Genomic DNA, 18,627 nt, shown 5'->3' on the forward strand with positions numbered 1-18,627 from the left:
CGTCTCGGCTGGCGGCGCGTGGCCAGTCTTAGGGGGCCGGGCGCGCGACCAGTTCGACCTTGACTTCCTGGGTTTCGGTTCCCCTGCGGAATTCCACGGTCACGGTCTGCCCGGGGCTCCGGCTTCGCAGTGCTGCCAGCAGGTCCTCCGGCGAGGTGAGTTGGTCGCCGTCGAGCCTGATAAGCACGTCACCCGCCCGGATTCCGGCTTTCGCCGCCGGGCCGCCCTCGGGGACGGAGAGTGCCAGCGCCCCGAGGGTGTCCGGGAGGCCGAGCTCACTGGCTATGGGCTGCGTGATTTCCCCCAGCCCCAGGCCGATGAATGCGTGATCGGCCGTGCCGTCCTCGCGGAGCTGGTCAGCGACCTTCACGGCGGTGGCGGCGGGGATGGCGAAACCCAGGGCAACGGCGCCGGACTGGGGCGGGATGTAAGCCTCGCTGATGCCGATCACTTCGCCGCGGCTGTTCACGACGGCGCCTCCGGAGTTGCCGGGGCTGATCGCCGCGTCAGTCTGGATCAGGTCAACGAGGGACTGGCTGCTGGAGGCCGACCCGGGGATCTCCCGGTGGAGGCCCGAGATGATGCCCGCCGTCGCGGTGTTTTCGAATCCCAGCGGGGAACCGATGACGATGGCCAGTTCTCCGATGCGGGGCAGGTCGGGCTGGAACTTAGCGGCCGGCAGGCCCTTTCGTTGCGCCTCCACAAGCGCCAGGTCCGAGATGGCATCGGTTGCCCGCACCGTTCCCGACACACGTTGGCCGTCGGCGAAGCCCACTTCGACCTCGCGGCTGCCGCGCACCACATGCTCGTTCGTCAGGATCAGTCCGTCCTCCGAATACACCACGCCGCTTCCCAGTCCACCGCGGCCCGTGAAAATTGTCACCACGGACGGCTGGACGTTGCTGACGATCGTGGGAATGTCCGCAGTACCTGCCGGGATTCGCTGGGCGGGCTGTTGCTGCCCTTGCCCGGGAGTCTGGCCGGCACCGCCTTCCGCCGTTCGGCCTGGAGCCTGCGAGGTGGGCGTTTGCCCTGCCGTCTGGTCCGAAGTTTGCCCTGAAGTCTGTCCCGGACCCTGTCCCGGGCCGGTGCAGCCGGAGGCGGCGGCCGTGAGAACTGCGGCCACGGCCAAGGCCCGACACACACGGGCCATTCGCCTGGTTGTTGACTGCCGGGAGTGCATCGACGTTCCTCCTTGCGCGCGTGGGCGGACGCTGATTTAACGCTAATCCCGGCCGGCAGCGACGGCCAGAGCCGAATTCCGCGCAGGTGCGCGGCTCAAGTGTTGAACAGTTCAGTTTTAAACTCTTGACAGGGTAAACCGATGCTCCTTAGTGTCGGTAGCATAAAGCTAGTATTAACGCAAGTGTGAACCTGAAGCCCTCCGCACGAATAATCCCTTAACCAAAACTCTCACCTGAACCCCTCAAAGGGATGCTCCATGAACACCAGAAACAAGATCCAGACTGCCGCTGCGGGACTCGCCGTCCTGCTCGCCCTCACGGCCTGTGGGGGTACGGCAACGGACACCCAATCCACGGACATTCCCAAGACGCAGAACACCCGTGACATCTCCGAGGGCGTTCAACCGGATGCGGCCGCCGTGGCGCTGCTGCCGGAGTCCTACAAGGCCAAGGGCGAACTGACCGTGGCGATGGATCTGAGCTCCCCGCCGATGACGTTCCTCGCCGAGGACAACACAACCCCCATTGGCGTGAACCCGGATTTGGCCCGCCTGGTGGCCAAGAAGCTGGGGGTGAAGTTGAAGTTCGAGAACACGGCGTTCGACACGATCATTCCCGGCCTCGATGGCGGCCGCTACGACTTCACCGCCACCACCATGGCCGCGACAGAACAGCGGCTGAAGGTTCTGGACATGATCAACTACCTTAAGGGCGGCTCGGCCGTGGCGGTGCCCCATGGCAACCCGAACAATCTGACCAACGACACGCTCTGCGGCAAGAACATTGGCGTGGCCAAGGGCTCCACCCAGCAACTGAACCACCTGCCGAACGTCTCGAAATGGACCTGCGAGGAAAAGGGCCAGCCGGCCATCAATGGCGTGACATTGCCCAACATCCAGGAGGCCCTGACGCAGCTGGACTCCAAGCGGATCGACGGCGTCTTCTACGACGCCAGTGCCCTGGCCTGGGCTGACGAGCAGCAGCCGGACCACTTCACCATCCTGGAGCCGAGGATGGATACCCGCACGAACACCACCGTCGCCATGGCACTGAAGAAGGGCTCACCGTTGACACCGGCCCTGCAGCAGGCCATCCAGTCCGTTCTGGAATCCCCGGAATACAAGGAGTCCCTGGAGTACTGGGGCCTGGAAGAATCAGCCATCACAGAAGCCGCGATCCGCTAGCGGCGGGTTCTAAGGTTCAGGCTCGGACGAATGCTGCCGCTATGGCCCCTGACAGAGATAACAAGAGCCAGGGGGCGCGTGACTTCAGGGGGCTGGTGATAACCGAGAATTATTCGTATTTACATGAATCCGTCCCAGCACGTAGAGCGGGGGAGGCCGGCCCATAAATGTCCGGCTCCCCCGCCGGAGCCCTTGGTCCCCGGAAACGAATGCCGAAACGCTTCTCTCGGAGGGGGCGTTAGACCGTCGACTGGGCAGGGAGGTTCTGAACAAACCCGACTTTGCGAAGGGTTTCATGCACGGTCCAGCTGCCCCGCCATCCGGCCGGAGTGACAAAGAGCGAGCCCGGCCCAATGTCGAAGCTGCCACTATCGTCCGATATGGTGGCCGTCCCACTGAGGATCACGCAGACCTCATTGAAACCCTCACGGGTGCTCGTGAACGTTCCGGGTGTAGCCTCCCACACTCCTGTGCGGGCACCATCGCCTTCCCAGACTGTAAAGGACACCTCGGTCTGCCCAGGTGTCGAGCTGGTCGCCTTTAGGACATGCTCGCCCAGGTTCGCTGTCTGGGTCCCGTTCAATACTGTCGCCTTGACCATAAAATCATTCCGTTTCCGGGCACATTTGCCCGCAAGAAGTGCGCCAACCCTCGTTGGCCTGGAATGTAAAACCTTGGACTACTGCTGTAGTCACGTCAGGTTGACTCAACTGTTCCATGGAAAAGCTCAGATAAAAATGGAATTTTTAGCACGCATGTGTGAGAAGTACTCACATGATTCCAGTGCCCGCCCATGCACTACCGGTGTGATCCTGCCTTGGCGAGGTTGATGATGGTGTTTTTGGGTTGGGTCATTTCGTGGACTGCGTGCCGGACGCCTTCCCGGCCGACGCCGGATTTCTTGAACCCGCCGAAGGGCATGGAATCCAAGCGCAGGTCGCTGGTGCCGTTTATCACCACGGTGCCAACGTGCAGTTTGTCCGCCATGGCAAGAGCGACGTCGATGGACTGGGTGAAGAGACCGGCCTGCAGCCCGTATTCAGAGTTGTTCGCCTCGTAGATCGCGTCCTGAACCTCGATGAACGGCAGGATGCTCACCACCGGCCCGAAGACCTCATCCCGGATGACCCGGCACCGGGAGAGCACATCCGTCAGCACAGTCGGTTCGTAGAACGCTCCCCGGCGCATTCCGCCGGTATGAAGCGTCGCACCCGCGCTCCTGGCTTCTTCCACCCATTCCTCGACCCGCCGGGCCTCGTCCTCCGAAATTAGGGGCCCAATATCTGTGGCACGGTCAAGTTTCGGTCCCGTCCTGAGTGCCTTGGTGCCGGTGATGACATGCTCCAGAACCCGCTCGAAAACGGAGATGTGCGCGTAGACCCTCTGTACGGAGAGGCAGTTCTGCCCCGCCACACCGAAAGCACCGGCGACAATCGCAGCCGCGGCAGCCACCGGGTCGGCATCGGCGCAGACAATAGTGGCGCTGTTTCCGCCGAGTTCGGAGAGGATCTTCTTCGCCCCAGCCGCGGGAGCGATACGATCCGCCGTGGCTGGCCCGCCGGTGAAGGAAATCAGGTCAACCCGCTCGTCCGTGACCAAGGCGTCGGACACGCCCGGGCCGGAAACGATCGCAGCAATCCGCCCTGACGGCACACCGGCTTCCAGCAACAGCTCCACCAGCGCCAGCCCGCTCAGAGGCGTCCGCCCCGACGGTTTCAGCACAACACCGTTACCCCCGATCAGCGCGGGGCCCAGCTTGTGCGCAACCGAGTTCAGCGGATCATTGAACGGCGTGATCGCCGCAACAATGCCAACCGCCTTCCGGCTGTACCAGCCGACCTTGCCCCCCTCCGCGAGACTGTCCTCAAACCCCAGGGTCGCCCCAACGAGTTCCTCAGACGCTGCAGCCGAAAGCCGCAGCGTTTCCACGCAGCGGCGCACCTCACACTCAGCCTCGCTGATGGTTTTGCTGCTTTCCGTCGCGATAATTGTGGCAAACCGTGTGAACTGCTCCCCCAGTAACAGGGCCGCCTTCTCCAGCGCCTCCCGCCGGTCCCGCAGCGGCCAGTCTTGAACCTGCAGGTGGCGGCGGATGTGCGCAATAGCTTGCTTCACGTCCCCCGGCGTGGAGGTGGCGACCCGGCCCACTACGGAACCGTCTTGGGGGTCGCGGACATCCAGAGTCATCGCGGCATTCTGCCACCGCCCTTCGAAGAAGGTACCCCCGGGAAGGTTCGCAAACTCTGGCCTTGCCCCGGGCGTTGCGGTGTTTTCTCCCGTTTCCTGACATGGGGCGAGCGTGCTGTTGGATTCAAGCATGGGGTCCTTCATGAGTCGAGGCTGAAACGGTCGGTGACTTCTTCTGGTTTACGCATTTGATCCACGAAGCGATCTGCCAAACTGACCAGGTGTAATCCGTCCCGGCATGGGCATGGGCATCGAAAAAGGCAGAGCGCAGCCCAATGGGTTGTGTCAGTTGAAACGGGAGGCTGAGTCCATATGGACCCAGCCTCCCGTTAGCCATCTGTAGACAGGCCGGTCTGATTGGATCTCAGCCTAGAGCCAGTGACGTGAGTTGCGTGTCCGGTCCGAGGAACCTGGCAGCGTCCATGAAGCTGACGTCTGTGGCCGTTGTTCCGTCCAGCACGAGGTCGGCTGCAACGGCCCCCAGGGCAGAGGCCATCTTGAAGCCGTGGCCGGAGAAGCCGGCCGCCACAACAACGCCTTCCATTCCGGGAACCGTCCCCAACAGCCCGGTGTCGTCTGGCGTATAACCGTCGGCACACAAAGCCACCCGCACGGGCTCCGGATTCAGTCCCGGAATGAATTCCCGGACCCATGCCCGGATCGGGTCCAAATAGTGAGGATCCCAACTAAGAGGCTTCTCCATCGACTCGACCTCGTCCATATAGACGCTCCCTGCGACTTTCACCGTCCAGCCGTCAGCGCTCGGGAACCCGTAGAAGAGGGCCCGGTCTGACCTTCCCGCGTCCTCCGCCCTCCGGAGGAAGACCGGCAGGTCTTCCCTGCACATTGACGGGTCCACAGCGGGGAACCATGTCAGGACCTGCGGACGAACGGAAAGGTGAACACCGAGTTCCTTGCAGACTGCTCCCGCACCGGTGCCCTGCGAGACGATCACCCGGGAGGCAATGATTTCTTCTTGATCGGTCCGGACGATGTACCGGTCACCGTACGCCTCAACGCTGTGCGCTTTCCGGTTTCCCAGGAATTTGGCACCAAGCCGTGTGGCCTCGGTCAGGGCGGCTGTCACGGCCCTCTCTGACTTCAGGTAGCCGCCTTCCGGATCAAAGATCGTGACGTCAGTGTCCTGGATCACATGGTCGGGGTACTTTGTCCTGGCCTCATCGCCCCGGAGAATTTCGTAGTCGAGGCCATGCTCTTTCCCGGCTGCCATGAGCACCGCGAACCTGGGATTATCCTCGTTGAGAATACTGACAGCACCCGTGGTCTTAAGCAGCCGCGTTCCGCTGATTTTCTCCAGCCCACGCCAGAGATCCTGTGCCCTCTGTAGCAGGGGTGTGTAGTGCCCGCCTTCCGCGTAGATCTTGCGGAAAACGCGTGATTCGCCGGCGTAGCCAGAAAAGGGACCCGGGATCGAAAAACGGTCTACCCCGATAACCCGTTGACCTCGGGAGGCAAGCTGCCAACTGGCCATGCTCCCTACAGAGCCCACTCCGACGATTACGACGTCCGTTTCGAGCGTTGTCATGGTTTTACCTTGCTTTCCGTGATGAGGTTTTGGTTTTTGCAGACGACTGGAGGCGCCCAGCTCGCTGAATGGTTGCCTTTGCCAGGTGTCAGGCGGCGGTGTATCCGCCGTCGACGGGGAGGGTTGCTCCGGTGATGTAGGACGATTCCGGGGACGCCATGAAGAGGATGGCGTCGGCGATCTCTTCGGGGGTGGCGAGGCGCTGGAGCGGGATCTGGCCTTCGCGCTGGGCGCGGTAGGCCTCGGGGTCGTCCCTGCGCTGGATCGATGCTTCGATGATCGGGGTCGCGGTCAGCCCTGGTGCAACGACGTTGACGCGGATGTTGCGCGATGCCCATTCGATCGCGGCACCTTTGGCGAGCATGATGAGCCCTCCTTTAGCTGCGGAGTACAGGACTTGATCGGTGATGCCGACCATGCCGAGGCGTGAGCTGACGAGGACAAATGAGCCGCCGGCTGCGGGCATCAGCGGCGCGAAGTGCTTCATCACCAGGAAGGAGCTGAGCAGGTTGCTGTGCAGCACGTTCTTCGCATCCTCGTAAGCCATCTCCGTCAGCGGGCCGCTGACCTGCAGGCCGTGGTTAAGGACGACGACGTCGACGGTGCCGAAGGACTCGGCCGCCTGCCGGGCCAGGCTTTCGACGAACGCCTCGTCATTAAGGTCTCCCGGGACATACAGGTCATCAGGCTGGGCGCTGTCGAGTTGCTCCCTGCGGCCGGTGAGCAGCAGACGGGCGCCTTCGTTCCGGAAGTGCGAACATACGGCCTGCCCGATGCCGCTGTTGGCCCCGGTGACCAGGGCAGTGGTCTTATCAAGTCTCATGTCAGACTTTCCTTCGTGGTGTTAGTTCGTGGTTTTCGGGTTGGGAAATGAAATTCCGGGGCGTGGGTCAGTTGAGGAATCCGCGGGCATCGACAGGCCACCGTTCCAGCATTGTCCCGGTGCTGTCGGTAACGATGTACTCCTCGAAATTGACCACCACCGGGCAGACATGGTTGGGGACCACCGGAACCACTGTCCCGACGCCCGGACGGAAGTCCCCGCCGGGAAGCGGGAGGAACCCGTGGTACTCGTTCAGCCTTGACAGCACGGCCGTGGTGCCGGCAATTCCGCCGTAGCCGATCTCGGGGTTGCCTTCGCGGCCGAGGGCTTTGGTGCCGATATCGAGCATGACCTGATCGGGAACCCAGTCGCTGACCACCGTGCCGGCGACGAACAGCGCGATCTGATCCTCCGTGCAGGCACCGAGCCGGGCGTTGCCGAGGTCATTGAACACGTACTCCCCGGGCCGGATCTCGGTGATGACGCTGTTGGTGGCGAACTCCACGGTGGGTGTGGAACCGGCACTGACCACCTCTGGAGTGATCCCCACTGCCGTGAGGCTGCGTACCGCCGTGACGAGCGCGGCATCCTGGTCATCCGCGGCACCCTTGCGGGCGTCCGGTCCGGCGCTGCCGTGGCCCGGGTAGGTGAAGACGCCGGCCGGGACCAAGCCCCGGTTGCGCGCAGCAAGGGCCAGGTCACCTGCGGCCTCGGGAGCCGCCCCGGAACGGCGTGCCCCGCAGTCGACCTCAATCACGACCTGCAGCAGCCCCGGTTCGTCCCCCATCGCGTCGGCCAGGGCATTGATCGCCGCGACGTTATCGACGCCGACCCGCAGCCGGATGGTTTCGGCCAGTTTGCGGATCCGCGGACCTTTCGTTCCGGCGGGCCAGATCGGGTAGGCGATGAAGATGTCATCGAACCCGGCCGCGGCGAAGACCTCGGCCTCACCGACGTTGCCTGCGGTGATTCCGACCGCGCCGGCCTTGATCTGGCGCCGGCCGATCTCCACGCACTTGTGCGTCTTGACGTGTGGCCTGACGTCGAGGTTGTTCCGGGCGGCGAAGGCCTGCATGCGGTCGATGTTCTCCTGCATCACATCGGCCAGCACGATCGGTGAGGGGGTGTCGATTCGCTCGACGAGAGCCTCGAGGGCTCGTTGAATGCGGTTCACGCTGTACTCCTTGTAATTCTGTCTATGAATCGAGGACCGCGGGGCTTCCTCGAGGGTGGGATGTGCGGACCCCATCAGCGGGTCCCGCACACCACTGCCGCGGCAGTACCGCCGTCGTGCACGTGGCTAAACGGCCGTGCAGATCATCTGGATCTCGACCGGAGTGTTCGCCGGCAGCCCGACGACACCGATCGCGGTCCGGGCGTGCCGCCCGTTCTCACCCAACACTTCGATGAGCAGGCCACTGGCCGCGTCCGCGACCCGTGACTGCAGGCCGAAGTCCGGCCCACTGGCCACGAAGACCAGCATCTGCACGATCCGCACCCGGTCCAGATCACCCACCGCCTGCGCAGCGGCAGCGAGGCAGTTCAGCACACAATGGCGCGCGAGCTCCTGCGCCGTCTCCAGCTCGACATCCCGCCCGACGATGCCCTGGCCCAGCAGCTCACCGTCCTTGTAAGGCAGCTGGCCTGAGATGTGGATGCTGGAGTCCACCGCCCGGTGGTGCACGTAGTACGGGTTATCCGCGAGGACGGGCAGATCCAGGCCGAGGGCCTGGAGCCGATCCGCCGAGCCCACTTTTGTGGTTTGAGGCAGTGGCAGACTCATGCCATCACCGTCTTGCAGTGGTCCATGATCTCAGTTCTCCTTTTATGCAGCGGGATGCAGCACTTTGGCTTGATTTCGAATGCCAATGGATCCTCCAATTCATCCACGCTTCGTCGATTGTCGACGAAGCTGCTATCGATTCTTGAGTCATTTTCAGTCGTGAGAAGTGGGCATTCCGGCATGTCGACTGACACGCCGGATGCCCCTACTCATCAGGACCGGAGAAGGTATTGCTCCTGTCCCATTGGGCTACTTGACTGGCTGCGGTGCGAGGGGAGGGCTCGGAATGTCTTTGTAGGAGTCGAGGTACTGGGCGTCGAGGATGGCGGATTCCATGCCCCATTTGGTCAGGATCTCCTTGTATTCAGGCAAGCTGGACAGGTGCTTGATGGCTGCGACGATTGCCGGGGTCAGTTCAGAATCCTTCGGCAGCGCCATGGAGAGTACGGTTCCGGGGATTCTGGCTCCCAATTCGACCTCGTTGGGGTTCTGTTTCTCTGCCCAGCCGGCACTTACCGCGTCCGTGTATGCCGCGTCCACCTGGCCGCTGCGCAACTGAAGGTACATCTCCTGCTGGTTGGGGACGGAGATAAGGTTGATGGCGGGTTTCCCATTGGCCTCGCACTCTGCACTGTAGGCCGGTCCCTTCGTTACTGCCTGGGTGCTTCCCAGGGTCACTGCAACCTTGTGCCCGCACATGGTCTTTTCCCCGATGTTGAGGGGATTTCCTACCTTGGTGGCAATGCCGAACCCGCCGCGGGCGTAGCCGACCAGGTCAATCACTTTCAAACGGTCCAGGGTCACACCCATGTCGGCGATGGCAGCGTCGAAGCGGTTGGCCTGCAGCCCGGGGATAAGTGCGTCGAAGGTTGTTTTCTTATGGGAAATCTGGATGTTCAGGATCTTTCCCAGTGCGCGCGAAATGTCCGCGTTCATCCCGACATAAGTATGCCCGTCCGAGCCGATGAAGGTGGTGGGGGCTGCCGTTGGGCTGACGCCGAAAACGATGACGCCTTTGTCACGGATGTTCTTGGGCACGAGGGAGGCCACAGATTCGCTGGCCTTGATGCCGGCTACGCTGGTGTACTCTTTCACGGACTTCGGGTCAGCCGGTTCGGGCATCGCGCCCTGGACTTCAATCGGCTTGTTGGATTCTCCGGGCACGGTCGAGGCCGCGGTTCCGCCGCAGGCTGTCAGTGCCAGCACGACGGCGGCGAATCCGGCACTCAGGACGAGCCGATGATTATTGGAATTTTTGAATTTCATGGTGTTACTGCACCTAACGTCATTGGGGATGGGGATGGGGACATTGATAGAGCGCTTACTGGGAAAGTCTTCGGTGACTTCCCAGCGGAATTAGCAGGTTTTAGAGGACCTGGCTGAGGAAGTCTTTGGTCCGGCTGTTTTTAGGGTTGAGGAGTACTTCGGCAGGGTTGCCTCTCTCGACGATGACTCCGCCGTCGAGGAATACGATTTCGTCCCCCACTTCCCGGGCGAAGCCGATTTCGTGGGTGACGACCACCATGCTGGTTCCTCCGGTGGCGAGTTCCTTCATGACTTCCAGAACTTCACCGACTAGTTCGGGGTCAAGTGCGGAGGTTGGTTCGTCGAAAAGCATCATTTCGGGGTTCATGGCCAGGGCCCGGGCAATGGCAACCCGTTGCTGTTGTCCGCCGGAGAGCTGGCTGGGGTAGTGGTACGACTTGTTATCAAGGCCAACCCGTTTCAGCAGGGCGTGGGCGCGTTTGACGATCTCGCTCTTGTTCTCCCTTTTCACCCAGCCAGGCGCGACGCACACGTTTTCAAGCGCAGTCATGTGCGGGAAGAGATTGAACTTTTGAAACACCATCCCGATGCGGGCACGTTGCCGGGCGATGCCGCTTTCGTTCAGCTCGTGATATTTATTGTGCTTGAACTCGTAACCCATACGTTCGCCATTGACATAGATACTTCCACCATCTGGCTTCTCCAGAAGATTCATACAGCGCAGCATGGTGGATTTACCTGAACCGCTGGGCCCCAACAGGCAGACAACATCCCCGCGGTTCATCGAGAAATCGATCCCCGATAATACCGTATTGTCGCCAAAGTGTTTGTGCAGATCCTTGACTTCGAGAACTTTATCGTCAGTCATCAGTTGTTGTTGCTTTCTTGTAGGGCCACAATCGGCTGACCGGTTTTCAGTTTCCTTTTTGATACGCCGTTCCGGGGTGAAAATCCTCGTGCGAGCCGTCGTTCAATGCGGCTCTGGAAATAGCTCAGCACCGACGTGATCATCAGGTACCAGAGTCCCGCCACCGTCAACAGCGGAATCGTTTGATAGTTGGAGGCGTAGATCAGCTGTGCACTGTGCAGGAGATCCGCGATACCAACTACACTCACAAGCGAGGTGGCCTTGAGCAGCGAAATGACCTGGTTGCCTGTGGGGGGAATGATCATTCTCATGGCCTGCGGTATGAGGATTCTGAGCGTATTGAACCTCCCCATGCCGAGAGCCTTCGCCGCTTCGGTTTGGCCGGGGTCCACGCCCAGGAACCCACCCCTGGTGATCTCAGCCATGTAGGCCGCCTCGTTAAGGGTCAAACAGAGGATGGCAGCGACAATGGGCGTCATGACCACATTGGTTTCCACCTGCAGGAACGTCATCCCGAACGGAAGACCAATTCCCAGCGTGGGATACAGTGCAGACAAATTGAACCAGAAAATGAGCTGAACGAGAACGGGGGTGGCGCGGAAGAACCAAACGTAAAAGCCAGCTATTGAATTGAGAAGCCTATTCCTGGACATTCTCATAATGCCGATCACACCACCGAGCACTGTTCCCAGCACCATGCAGACGACTGTCAGCCAAAGGGTGAGAAATATGCCCTCAAGGATAGTCTTGGCGGTGAAGTACTCGGCGACTATGTCCCAGCGAAGATTCTCATTCAGCAGGACGGAGATGAGCATTGCAACGGCCAAGCCTGCCACAATGACCGATGCCACCTTTTTCGCGATGTGGCGCTGCCGAACAATGGGGAATGCCTCTTCCACATTCGCCGTCCGAGGCAACGACTCTTGGTCGCGATTGTTCTCTTTGCTTTGAATGCTATGCATAGTTGCCGTGCCTTACCTGCCTGGGTGCCGATCGAGCGCATAGGCTCCATGAATTGAAAATTACCGATAATTTTTTGTTGAATTATGTGCCTATATCAGGCACTTAAAAGACCTGGAAAATATCTCAGTCGCAGGTCCGATGTCCGCGCTAGCCACTTCCCCCGAGCAGTGGCTAGCGCGGACGGCTTCACATGGTGCTAATCCTTGTGCTCAGTTGAGCGCGGAGGATGTGGCGGTTGCTCCGGCGGCCGCGAGCGCTTCCTGGAGTTGGCTACGCAGGGAACCAGACCGGGGAGAGATGGTTCCGGTGAAGGCTGCCTGGCCGATGGTAAAGGCGTCTGCTCCCGCTGCCGCGAGTGCTTCAATTTGGGAGATGGACGAGATGCTTCCTGCGACCACGAGCGTGCCTTGCGTGGCTTTGCGCGCTGCCTTCACCAAGTCCAGTGGCTCGGCGTCGGTTGCCCGGAAGGCGAGCAGGTCAACTCCCGCGGCTCCGGCCTGTTCAAATGCGGTGCATTGCGCGGCCACTTCCTCCGCGGTTCCACCTAGTTTCGTGGGGTGCCCTGTCGGTTGTCCCGGGAACGGGAGGTACTGCACGTTGGAACCGGAGAGTATCTCCAGTGTTTCGTCGACGAAGGTGCCGCCAAGGAGATAATCCACACCCAGATCTACTGCCATTTTGGTTGACTGCAGTGCGGCGTCGCGGTCGGTGCTGACCACTTCGAGGTGGGTTGCGGCTCCCCGGGCTTTGATTCGGGTGTGAAGCTCGCGGAGAACCTCAGGCGTGACGCCGATGTCTTTGAAGCCGATGTGCTTCAGGGGGACGTCCTCGATTTCGGTCAGAACGTCGAGGCAGTCCTTCACGGTCTGATCATCGCGGGTGAGCATGAAGATGAATTCCATAGGAGTTGGTTCCTTTCAGGGGAGAAATAGCGGATAGGGGGCCGGGATTCCCGATCCCTTGTTGGGGGCGGGGTCACTGTGCCCCTGTCATCCGGACTGCATGGTGAAGTGCTACGAGCAGGCTTCGGTGGTCGGCGATACCGCGGCCTACGATGTCGAAGGCTGTTCCGTGGTCCACACTGGTGCGCACGAACGGCAGCCCGATGGTGACGTTGACTCCACGTTCAAGACCGAGGTATTTGAACGGAATGAGGCCCTGGTCGTGGTACTGGGCGACCACGACGTCGAAATGGCCTTGACGTGCACGCAGGAACACTGTGTCTGGTGGCCACGGCCCGGAGGCAGAAATTCCTTCAGCGATGGCTTTCTCGACCGCCGGCTGAATGATCTCCAATTCCTCGGTTCCCATGAGGCCGTTCTCGCCGGCGTGCGGATTCAGGCCGGCCACCCCGATCCGTGGTTCAGGGATTCCGGCTTTGACCATGGCGGTGTGGGCGAGGCGGATCGACCGCAAGATGCTTTCCGTGGTGACCAGCTCTATGGCGTTCTTCAAGGATTCGTGGATGGTCACAAGGACTACGCGAAGATCGTCGCTGGACATCATCATCGTGTAGTCATCGCACTGGCTGAGCTCCGCCAGGATCTCGGTATGTCCAGGATAGGGAAGGCCTGCCAACCGCATCGCCTCCTTGTTGATGGGAGCCGTGACCAGCGCCGAAACCTCACCGGCGAGGGCAGCGTCAATGCCCGCCTTGACGTAGTCGAAGGCCGCTTGCCCTGACTGTGCCTGGACCTTTCCCAATGGCAGGTCTTCCGGCAACTCCGTTACAGCGAGCACCTGAACGTAAGGAGCGTCCGGCCGGAACTCGGACATGGTGATGGCCCGGGCTTCCAACGCAAGGCTGCTCTGCGTGGCAGCCCTGTTCAGTACGCCGATGTCGCCTATGACAAGTGCAGGAACGTTAAGTCCTGGCTCGGCCATCAGTTTCATGACGATCTCCGGCCCGACGCCAGACGGGTCTCCCATCGTCAATGCAATTGGTTTCATGATTCTTCCTCAGTGTCTTGGAGTTCGAGCAGAAGGTTTTTTAGCCGGATGAGCGTCCGGGGATTTCCGAAGCCACCGGCCTTGATCAGGACCGGCACGTGTGCGGGATGATCCAGGATTCCGAGAGTTATGCCCGGTTCGGGCTCAGAGAGGACGTCGATCTGGCGCGAACCCAGCCTGTCCAGCACGCTTCGCGCAGTCTGGCCACCGGTGAGAATGAGCGCGTCGAATGCATTTGCGTCGAACAGCTCCTGGACAGTCGAGGCCAGCCAGTTGTCGGCCTCCCCCGTGGAGTGGGAGGCAAAAGGGTCATGCAAGGCCGAATATCCGTTAGCCGATAGCTCCTCGACGACTCTTTCAACCAGGTCTGCCGGGCTCGCGGTCTCGGCAGACGCTGAGCGTTGCCCCTCCGAGGAAGGCAGAGCCAGGACCACATCAAGCTGTTCCCTGCTCGACGGATGCAGGCTCCCGACAACAATCAATACACGTGTGGACCGTGTGGTCGCCGGCACCGGCATCGCAGCTGACGAAGCGGCGCACCTCTTGGCAACCGCAGCTGCCAACCCAGGTGAACCAACCCATAGAACATCCGCAAGCGAATCCGGGTGTTCAACCAGAAGGTCCAGGTCAGCGTCAGATTGGGCATCCGCAATCAGGATCCGTTCTTTACCCACGCGGTGGTTCCAGGAAGTGGCTGCATCGATCAGGTTCGCATGAGGAAAGAGCCTTCTAAGGTTGCTTTCCTTGGCGGGATTGGCAGCATCCAGCCCGAAATGCGTTTCCGACACCGGAACGCCGTCAAGGAGCTGAACGCCGCCATGGGTGGTTCGTCCTTCAGCTGGAAATGCCGGCGCAATCACAGCGGTCATTCGCCCGCTCTCCGCAAGTGCCGCCTCGATCTCAGCGGCTACATGGCCCCGCAGGGTGGAATCAACGGTCTTGAACAGGACGTCGGCATCTTTAATCCGCCGTGTACAACGGACGGTTTCGGAAACGGCTGTCCCTGCATCCTGGGAACGTGTGTTCACATCGACGGCAGAGACGCCCGCTCGGAGATCACCCTCGACCGTGCCGAGGAAGATACTCGCAGGGATCCCCAAGGCCCGGAACGGGCCAGCACCGTCACCCGCCGATGTCAGATCGTCAGCGAGAACACCGATCTTGAAGTCCTTGCCACCATCGCGAAGCGTCGTAGTGCGCTTGGGGAGTACTGCCTTGTCCAGCATTTTTCGTCCTTCACGTTAGGTTCACTCAACTGTCCCACCGTGAAGACCAAATAAAAATGGATTCTTTAGCACTCATGTGTGAGAATTACTCACATGATTTGGCCAGATTTGCCGCCCTTGGGGACCTTGGTTGCCTTTGAAAGTACAGTCAGATTGGGAAGCGTCACCGCGGCAGCCGCGGAACTGCACCTCACCCACGGCGCCGTGAGCAGGCAGATCCAGGCCCTCGAAGGTTCTCTGGGCCTGACCCTTTTTGAGCGCCGTAACCGTGCAATCGTTCCAACGCAGGACGCGGTGGACTACGCGTCCCAAATAACCGATGCCCTCAACCTTTTGTCCTCAGCAACCAGGCGCGTTCAGAATCTCCGGCATAGTGACAGTCTGGTCCTGTCGTGTGAGCCCACATTGCTGATGCGATGGTTGCTTCCGCGGCTGCCGGCCCTTTATCAAGCCGTCCCAGGCGTTGATCTTCACCTCTCCGGCGCAGGCGGCAGAATCGACCTTGCGCGCCAAGGCGTTGACATCGCCGTGCGCCGCAACGACTTCGCCATACCGCGCCAAATGGACAGCACCATCCTGTCGTCCGAAAGAATTGGCCCGGTCTGCAGTCCTGACATGGCAAGCAAGATCACGTCAGTTGAGGATCTCGGATCACTTCCACTACTCCATTCGGCTACACGACCCGGAGCCTGGACGAACTGGCAAGAAAACGCCTCAGCACCCGAATTCCCAACCCGAAGCGAGACGACCTTTGAGCATTTCTATCTCTCACTGCAGGCTGCCGCCGCCGGAGTTGGCGTGGCCATAGGCCCCTACGCACTGGTCGCGGACGATCTCCGCGACGGCCGTCTCGTAGCACCCCTCGGGTTCGTTGAAGATGGCAGCAAGTATGTATTCCTCTCAAGAGACCCGAGCGACACCAGGGTTGCCCTCATTCGCGAGTGGTTTATACACGAAATGCGCCACTCCTAGCCGCTCCATGGGACGCGCCGGGCCGGGCGGCGAGGTAGTGGCGGACGTCAGTTCTTCCAAGGGGTCAGGTGACGCTGATCTGGTTGATCCCGAGGCGGGCTCAACATTCAGGCCGTACAGGGCTTCGAGTGCTGCGGTGTAGTCGCCCTGCCGGCCGGACGCCGCCAGTTCCCGTGCCCGGGCGGTGGGCACATGCATGAGTTGCCGGACTACACGCCGCAAAGCGAACTCCACGGCTTCCGCGGTGGCGGTGCAGCCATGCTGGTTCTTGACCCGCGCCACCTCGCTGACCAGAACCCGCTGCATGTGGCTCCGCAGCGCCACGATCGCTGGGTCCAGGAGACGGGCCCGCTGGTCTTCTTCGAACCGCAGCGCAGCCTGCCGGACGAGTTCGGCGGCCTCCTGGACGACGGCAGAGTGCTCACGGGGTGAGGCCATCCGCACGTCGTCCAGGGTGATGAGTTCGACCCCGGGCAGCTCACCGGTCTCCGGCTCGAAGTCGCGGTTCAGGGCCAGGTCGACGACAATGAGGCGTTCCTGCGCGGCCTGCCGGAACCGCCTGAATTCATCTGCCCCGAGCCGGGTTCCGCGGCCGCTGCAGCCGATCACCACATCGGCGCCTTGGATTGCCGCGGGCAGCTCGGAGCGCACCAGGGCAGCAGCGCCGCGGGCTGCGGCGAAGGCCTCGGCGCGTCCGGACCATGAAAAGACGGAGACGTTGTCACAGTGCCCGGCTGCCAGCAGCGCCAGGGTGGAGCCTGCATAGGCTCCGGTGCCGATGACAACCACCGACAACGCGGCAACCCCGTCGCGCCCCAGCTTAGCGGCGGCCAGATCCAGGGCGACAGAGACCATGGAGCGCCCGGCGTCGCCGAGCGCGGTCAGGGATCCGACGTCGCGTGCGGCGCGTGAGGCTGCCTGGAACAGGCGGATCAAAGCGCCGCTGGCCGCCCCCGATTCCTGTGCTGCTGCCAGGGCCCGTCGGAGCTGCCCCGCAATTTCGCGTTCGCCGATCACCGCCGAATCCAGGCCGGCACCTACGGAGAAGAGGTGCGCCGTCATCGCCTCACCGGACAGAAAGTCCAAGGACCCGCGGAGTTCTTCGCCGCCAACGCCGGAGCACTCACCGATAATCGACAGCACGCGGCTCCGGGCTGCGGAGGGCTCCGTGCCGGCAGCAATCTCGAAGTAGACCTCGAACCGGTTGCACGTCGACAGCACCACAGTGCCGGCTATGCCTGGGGATGCGGCCAAGGCTGCGGGTGTGATCCGGCGCGGGCCTGCCCCCAGCCGCGCAAGGAAGTCCAGGCCGGTGCCGCGGTGCGAGCCGACCACGGCAAACAGCTGGGCATCCGGGGCCGGGTGCCCGGCTGCATAGCCCTCCGATTCGACCGGTATCTCGAGACCTTCTGGCACTGCAACCCCCTGGTTCCCTAACTTCCTTTACGACGACGGGGCCCCCCGGCACCCTGTGGCCAGGCGCCTTTGCCTGGCCACAGAGCTTGGACCTGGAGACAGCGTGGGCTCGCCACCTTGGAAAATTCTTGCGGCCGGGGCGGCGCGTTTAGCATTCTGCAACGATGTACCGAGATGTTGCCGTGAGAAGGAGCCTCGGATGGCTGTGACCATGAATGATGTTGCCCGCGTGGCAGGGGTGTCCCTGAAAACCGTGTCCAATGTCCTCAACGACTATGAGTTCATCAGGCCGGCCACAAAGCAGAAGGTGCTGGACGCCATTAACGAGCTCGGCTACGAGGCCAACCTGACGGCCCGGAGCCTCCGCTCCGGCAAGTCGCGCATGCTCGGCCTGGTTTTGGCCGACCTTTCAGCCCCGTATTACGCAGAGCTGGCCTCGCGCCTCATGACTGTTGCCTCCGCCCGCGGTTACCGTGTGCTCGTGGAGCAGTCCGCCGCACTCGAGGAGAACGAGCTCAGTGCGTTGCATGGTCCGTTCCGCCAGCTGACGGACGGGCTCCTGTTCACCCCGCTGAGGCTGGATCCGGACATCGTGGCGGACCGGCGCGGAGGCAAGCCGCTCGTGATGCTGGGAGAGCATATCCAGGACCCGCGGTTCGATACCGTCACCATGAAAAATGTCCGGGCGGCCCAGGCGATGACAGCCCACCTGCTGGCCGGAGGACGGCGCCGCATAGCAGTGATCGGAGCATCACCGGAGGACAGCGCGGGAAGTCCGGGGCTGCGGCTCACCGGCTACCGGCAGGCGCTCAAGGACGCCGGGGTGGACTTTGAACCGGCACTCATCGTCCCGTCCGAGTGGCGCCGGGATGCCGGAGCCTCCGCGGTGGCTGCACTGTTGGACAGTGCAGTGCCGTTCGACGCCGTCTTCGGATTGAACGACGCCCTCGCACTGGGAGCCCTGCATGAACTCCTCATCCGCGGCGTCAAGGTTCCGCAGGACGTTGCCGTGGCAGGCTTTGACGATATTGATGAGGCCCGCTTCGCCTCCCCGGCGCTCACCACCGTGGCGCCGGGCATGCAGGAAATCGCGGAGCGCTCTGTCGGCCTCCTGATCGACCGGATCGAAGGCAAGGAGAAGTCCGACGACGGCGTGCACGTCGAAGCGGGTTTCGAGCTCAAGATCCGGGCCTCGGCACCGTAGAGCCGCCCCTTCGGGTTATCCCGGCGCTTTCGTGGGTACATGAAACCTGTGGCCT

At 61.8% G+C, this 18,627-nt stretch carries 16 protein-coding genes and 1 pseudogene; 3 read left to right on the top strand and 14 right to left on the bottom strand.

Going from position 1 to position 18,627, the window contains the following annotated elements:
- Nucleotides 1-28: 28 nt before the first annotated feature.
- Nucleotides 29-1,126 (bottom strand): S1C family serine protease, encoded by a 1,098-nt coding sequence (locus AC6CH3_RS03330; RefSeq protein WP_498131100.1) that lies wholly within the window; start codon nt 1,124-1,126, stop codon nt 29-31.
- A gap of 315 nt (nt 1,127-1,441) precedes the next feature.
- Here AC6CH3_RS03330 and AC6CH3_RS03335 point away from each other — a divergent pair, with 315 nt between their 5' ends.
- A complete protein-coding gene (locus tag AC6CH3_RS03335; RefSeq protein ID WP_498131101.1) occupies nt 1,442-2,368 on the top strand; it encodes an ABC transporter substrate-binding protein in 927 nt (308 codons plus the stop codon).
- Between the two features lie 238 nt (nt 2,369-2,606).
- On the opposite strand, the gene AC6CH3_RS03340 is transcribed toward AC6CH3_RS03335, so the two are convergent.
- The 12 genes from AC6CH3_RS03340 to AC6CH3_RS03395 all read right to left on the bottom strand — a co-directional run bounded on the left by AC6CH3_RS03340 (nt 2,607) and on the right by AC6CH3_RS03395 (nt 14,980).
- Nucleotides 2,607-2,951 carry a cupin domain-containing protein gene (locus AC6CH3_RS03340; protein ID WP_498131102.1) on the bottom strand — a complete coding sequence of 115 codons (345 nt, stop codon included), beginning with the start codon at nt 2,949-2,951 and terminating at the stop codon, nt 2,607-2,609.
- Nucleotides 2,952-3,166: 215 nt separating this feature from the next.
- Entirely contained in the window at nt 3,167-4,555 is a 1,389-nt protein-coding gene (locus AC6CH3_RS03345; protein WP_498131103.1) for an aldehyde dehydrogenase family protein, read from the bottom strand.
- 364 nt (nt 4,556-4,919) lie between these two features.
- Nucleotides 4,920-6,101, bottom strand: a complete 1,182-nt coding sequence (gene solA / locus AC6CH3_RS03350) for an N-methyl-L-tryptophan oxidase (RefSeq protein WP_498131104.1) — start codon at nt 6,099-6,101, stop codon at nt 4,920-4,922.
- An 88-nt stretch (nt 6,102-6,189) separates the two neighbouring features.
- Complete coding sequence (locus AC6CH3_RS03355) at nt 6,190-6,924, bottom strand: SDR family NAD(P)-dependent oxidoreductase (RefSeq protein ID WP_498131105.1); 735 nt, start codon at nt 6,922-6,924, stop codon at nt 6,190-6,192.
- A gap of 67 nt (nt 6,925-6,991) precedes the next feature.
- Nucleotides 6,992-8,098, bottom strand: a complete 1,107-nt coding sequence (locus AC6CH3_RS03360) for an alanine racemase (RefSeq protein ID WP_498131106.1) — start codon at nt 8,096-8,098, stop codon at nt 6,992-6,994.
- A gap of 126 nt (nt 8,099-8,224) precedes the next feature.
- A complete protein-coding gene (locus AC6CH3_RS03365) occupies nt 8,225-8,707 on the bottom strand; it encodes a RidA family protein (protein ID WP_498131107.1) in 483 nt (160 codons plus the stop codon).
- A 249-nt stretch (nt 8,708-8,956) separates the two neighbouring features.
- Nucleotides 8,957-9,973, bottom strand: coding sequence for an ABC transporter substrate-binding protein (locus tag AC6CH3_RS03370; protein WP_498131108.1), 1,017 nt, complete (start codon nt 9,971-9,973; stop codon nt 8,957-8,959).
- 100 nt (nt 9,974-10,073) lie between these two features.
- Nucleotides 10,074-10,841 (bottom strand): amino acid ABC transporter ATP-binding protein, encoded by a 768-nt coding sequence (locus tag AC6CH3_RS03375; RefSeq protein WP_498131109.1) that lies wholly within the window; start codon nt 10,839-10,841, stop codon nt 10,074-10,076.
- Nucleotides 10,841-11,803: an amino acid ABC transporter permease gene (locus AC6CH3_RS03380; RefSeq protein WP_498131110.1), complete on the bottom strand. Its 963-nt coding sequence runs from the start codon at nt 11,801-11,803 to the stop codon at nt 10,841-10,843. The genes AC6CH3_RS03375 and AC6CH3_RS03380 overlap by 1 nt, the downstream gene beginning before the upstream one ends.
- A 210-nt stretch (nt 11,804-12,013) precedes the next feature.
- On the bottom strand, nt 12,014-12,706 hold the full coding sequence (locus tag AC6CH3_RS03385; RefSeq protein ID WP_498131111.1) for a hypothetical protein: 693 nt from the start codon (nt 12,704-12,706) through the stop codon (nt 12,014-12,016).
- 73 nt (nt 12,707-12,779) lie between these two features.
- Nucleotides 12,780-13,754, bottom strand: a complete 975-nt coding sequence (gene pdxA, locus AC6CH3_RS03390) for a 4-hydroxythreonine-4-phosphate dehydrogenase PdxA (RefSeq protein ID WP_498131112.1) — start codon at nt 13,752-13,754, stop codon at nt 12,780-12,782.
- Nucleotides 13,751-14,980, bottom strand: a complete 1,230-nt coding sequence (locus tag AC6CH3_RS03395) for a four-carbon acid sugar kinase family protein (RefSeq protein WP_498131113.1) — start codon at nt 14,978-14,980, stop codon at nt 13,751-13,753. The genes pdxA and AC6CH3_RS03395 overlap by 4 nt, the downstream gene beginning before the upstream one ends.
- 93 nt (nt 14,981-15,073) lie before the next feature.
- Here AC6CH3_RS03395 and AC6CH3_RS03400 point away from each other — a divergent pair, with 93 nt between their 5' ends.
- The gene (locus AC6CH3_RS03400) at nt 15,074-15,952 is read left to right on the top strand and encodes a LysR substrate-binding domain-containing protein (protein WP_498131114.1); all 879 of its coding nucleotides are present in this window, start codon (nt 15,074-15,076) and stop codon (nt 15,950-15,952) included.
- Nucleotides 15,953-15,994: 42 nt separating this feature from the next.
- Here the strand turns inward: AC6CH3_RS03400 and AC6CH3_RS03405 are convergent.
- Nucleotides 15,995-17,296, bottom strand: a pseudogene (locus AC6CH3_RS03405) (glutamyl-tRNA reductase); the annotation flags it as partial.
- A gap of 271 nt (nt 17,297-17,567) precedes the next feature.
- Here AC6CH3_RS03405 and AC6CH3_RS03410 point away from each other — a divergent pair.
- Complete coding sequence (locus AC6CH3_RS03410) at nt 17,568-18,572, top strand: LacI family DNA-binding transcriptional regulator (RefSeq protein WP_498131115.1); 1,005 nt, start codon at nt 17,568-17,570, stop codon at nt 18,570-18,572.
- The last annotated feature ends 55 nt before the right edge of the window (nt 18,573-18,627 follow it).

It is taken from the genome of Arthrobacter sp. GQ119 (genome assembly GCF_059759125.1).

Coding starts and splice junctions, on each gene's coding strand:
- solA (WP_498131104.1), bottom strand. CDS start 6,101: ATGACAACGCTCGAAACGGACGTCGTAATCGTCGGAGTGGGCTCTGTA.
- AC6CH3_RS03385 (WP_498131111.1), bottom strand. CDS start 12,706: ATGGAATTCATCTTCATGCTCACCCGCGATGATCAGACCGTGAAGGAC.
- AC6CH3_RS03365 (WP_498131107.1), bottom strand. CDS start 8,707: ATGAGTCTGCCACTGCCTCAAACCACAAAAGTGGGCTCGGCGGATCGG.
- AC6CH3_RS03345 (WP_498131103.1), bottom strand. CDS start 4,555: ATGACTCTGGATGTCCGCGACCCCCAAGACGGTTCCGTAGTGGGCCGG.
- AC6CH3_RS03375 (WP_498131109.1), bottom strand. CDS start 10,841: ATGACTGACGATAAAGTTCTCGAAGTCAAGGATCTGCACAAACACTTT.
- AC6CH3_RS03355 (WP_498131105.1), bottom strand. CDS start 6,924: ATGAGACTTGATAAGACCACTGCCCTGGTCACCGGGGCCAACAGCGGC.
- AC6CH3_RS03335 (WP_498131101.1), top strand. CDS start 1,442: ATGAACACCAGAAACAAGATCCAGACTGCCGCTGCGGGACTCGCCGTC.
- AC6CH3_RS03370 (WP_498131108.1), bottom strand. CDS start 9,973: ATGAAATTCAAAAATTCCAATAATCATCGGCTCGTCCTGAGTGCCGGA.
- AC6CH3_RS03395 (WP_498131113.1), bottom strand. CDS start 14,980: ATGCTGGACAAGGCAGTACTCCCCAAGCGCACTACGACGCTTCGCGAT.
- AC6CH3_RS03380 (WP_498131110.1), bottom strand. CDS start 11,803: ATGCATAGCATTCAAAGCAAAGAGAACAATCGCGACCAAGAGTCGTTG.
- AC6CH3_RS03410 (WP_498131115.1), top strand. CDS start 17,568: ATGGCTGTGACCATGAATGATGTTGCCCGCGTGGCAGGGGTGTCCCTG.
- pdxA (WP_498131112.1), bottom strand. CDS start 13,754: ATGAAACCAATTGCATTGACGATGGGAGACCCGTCTGGCGTCGGGCCG.
- AC6CH3_RS03400 (WP_498131114.1), top strand. CDS start 15,074: ATGATTTGGCCAGATTTGCCGCCCTTGGGGACCTTGGTTGCCTTTGAA.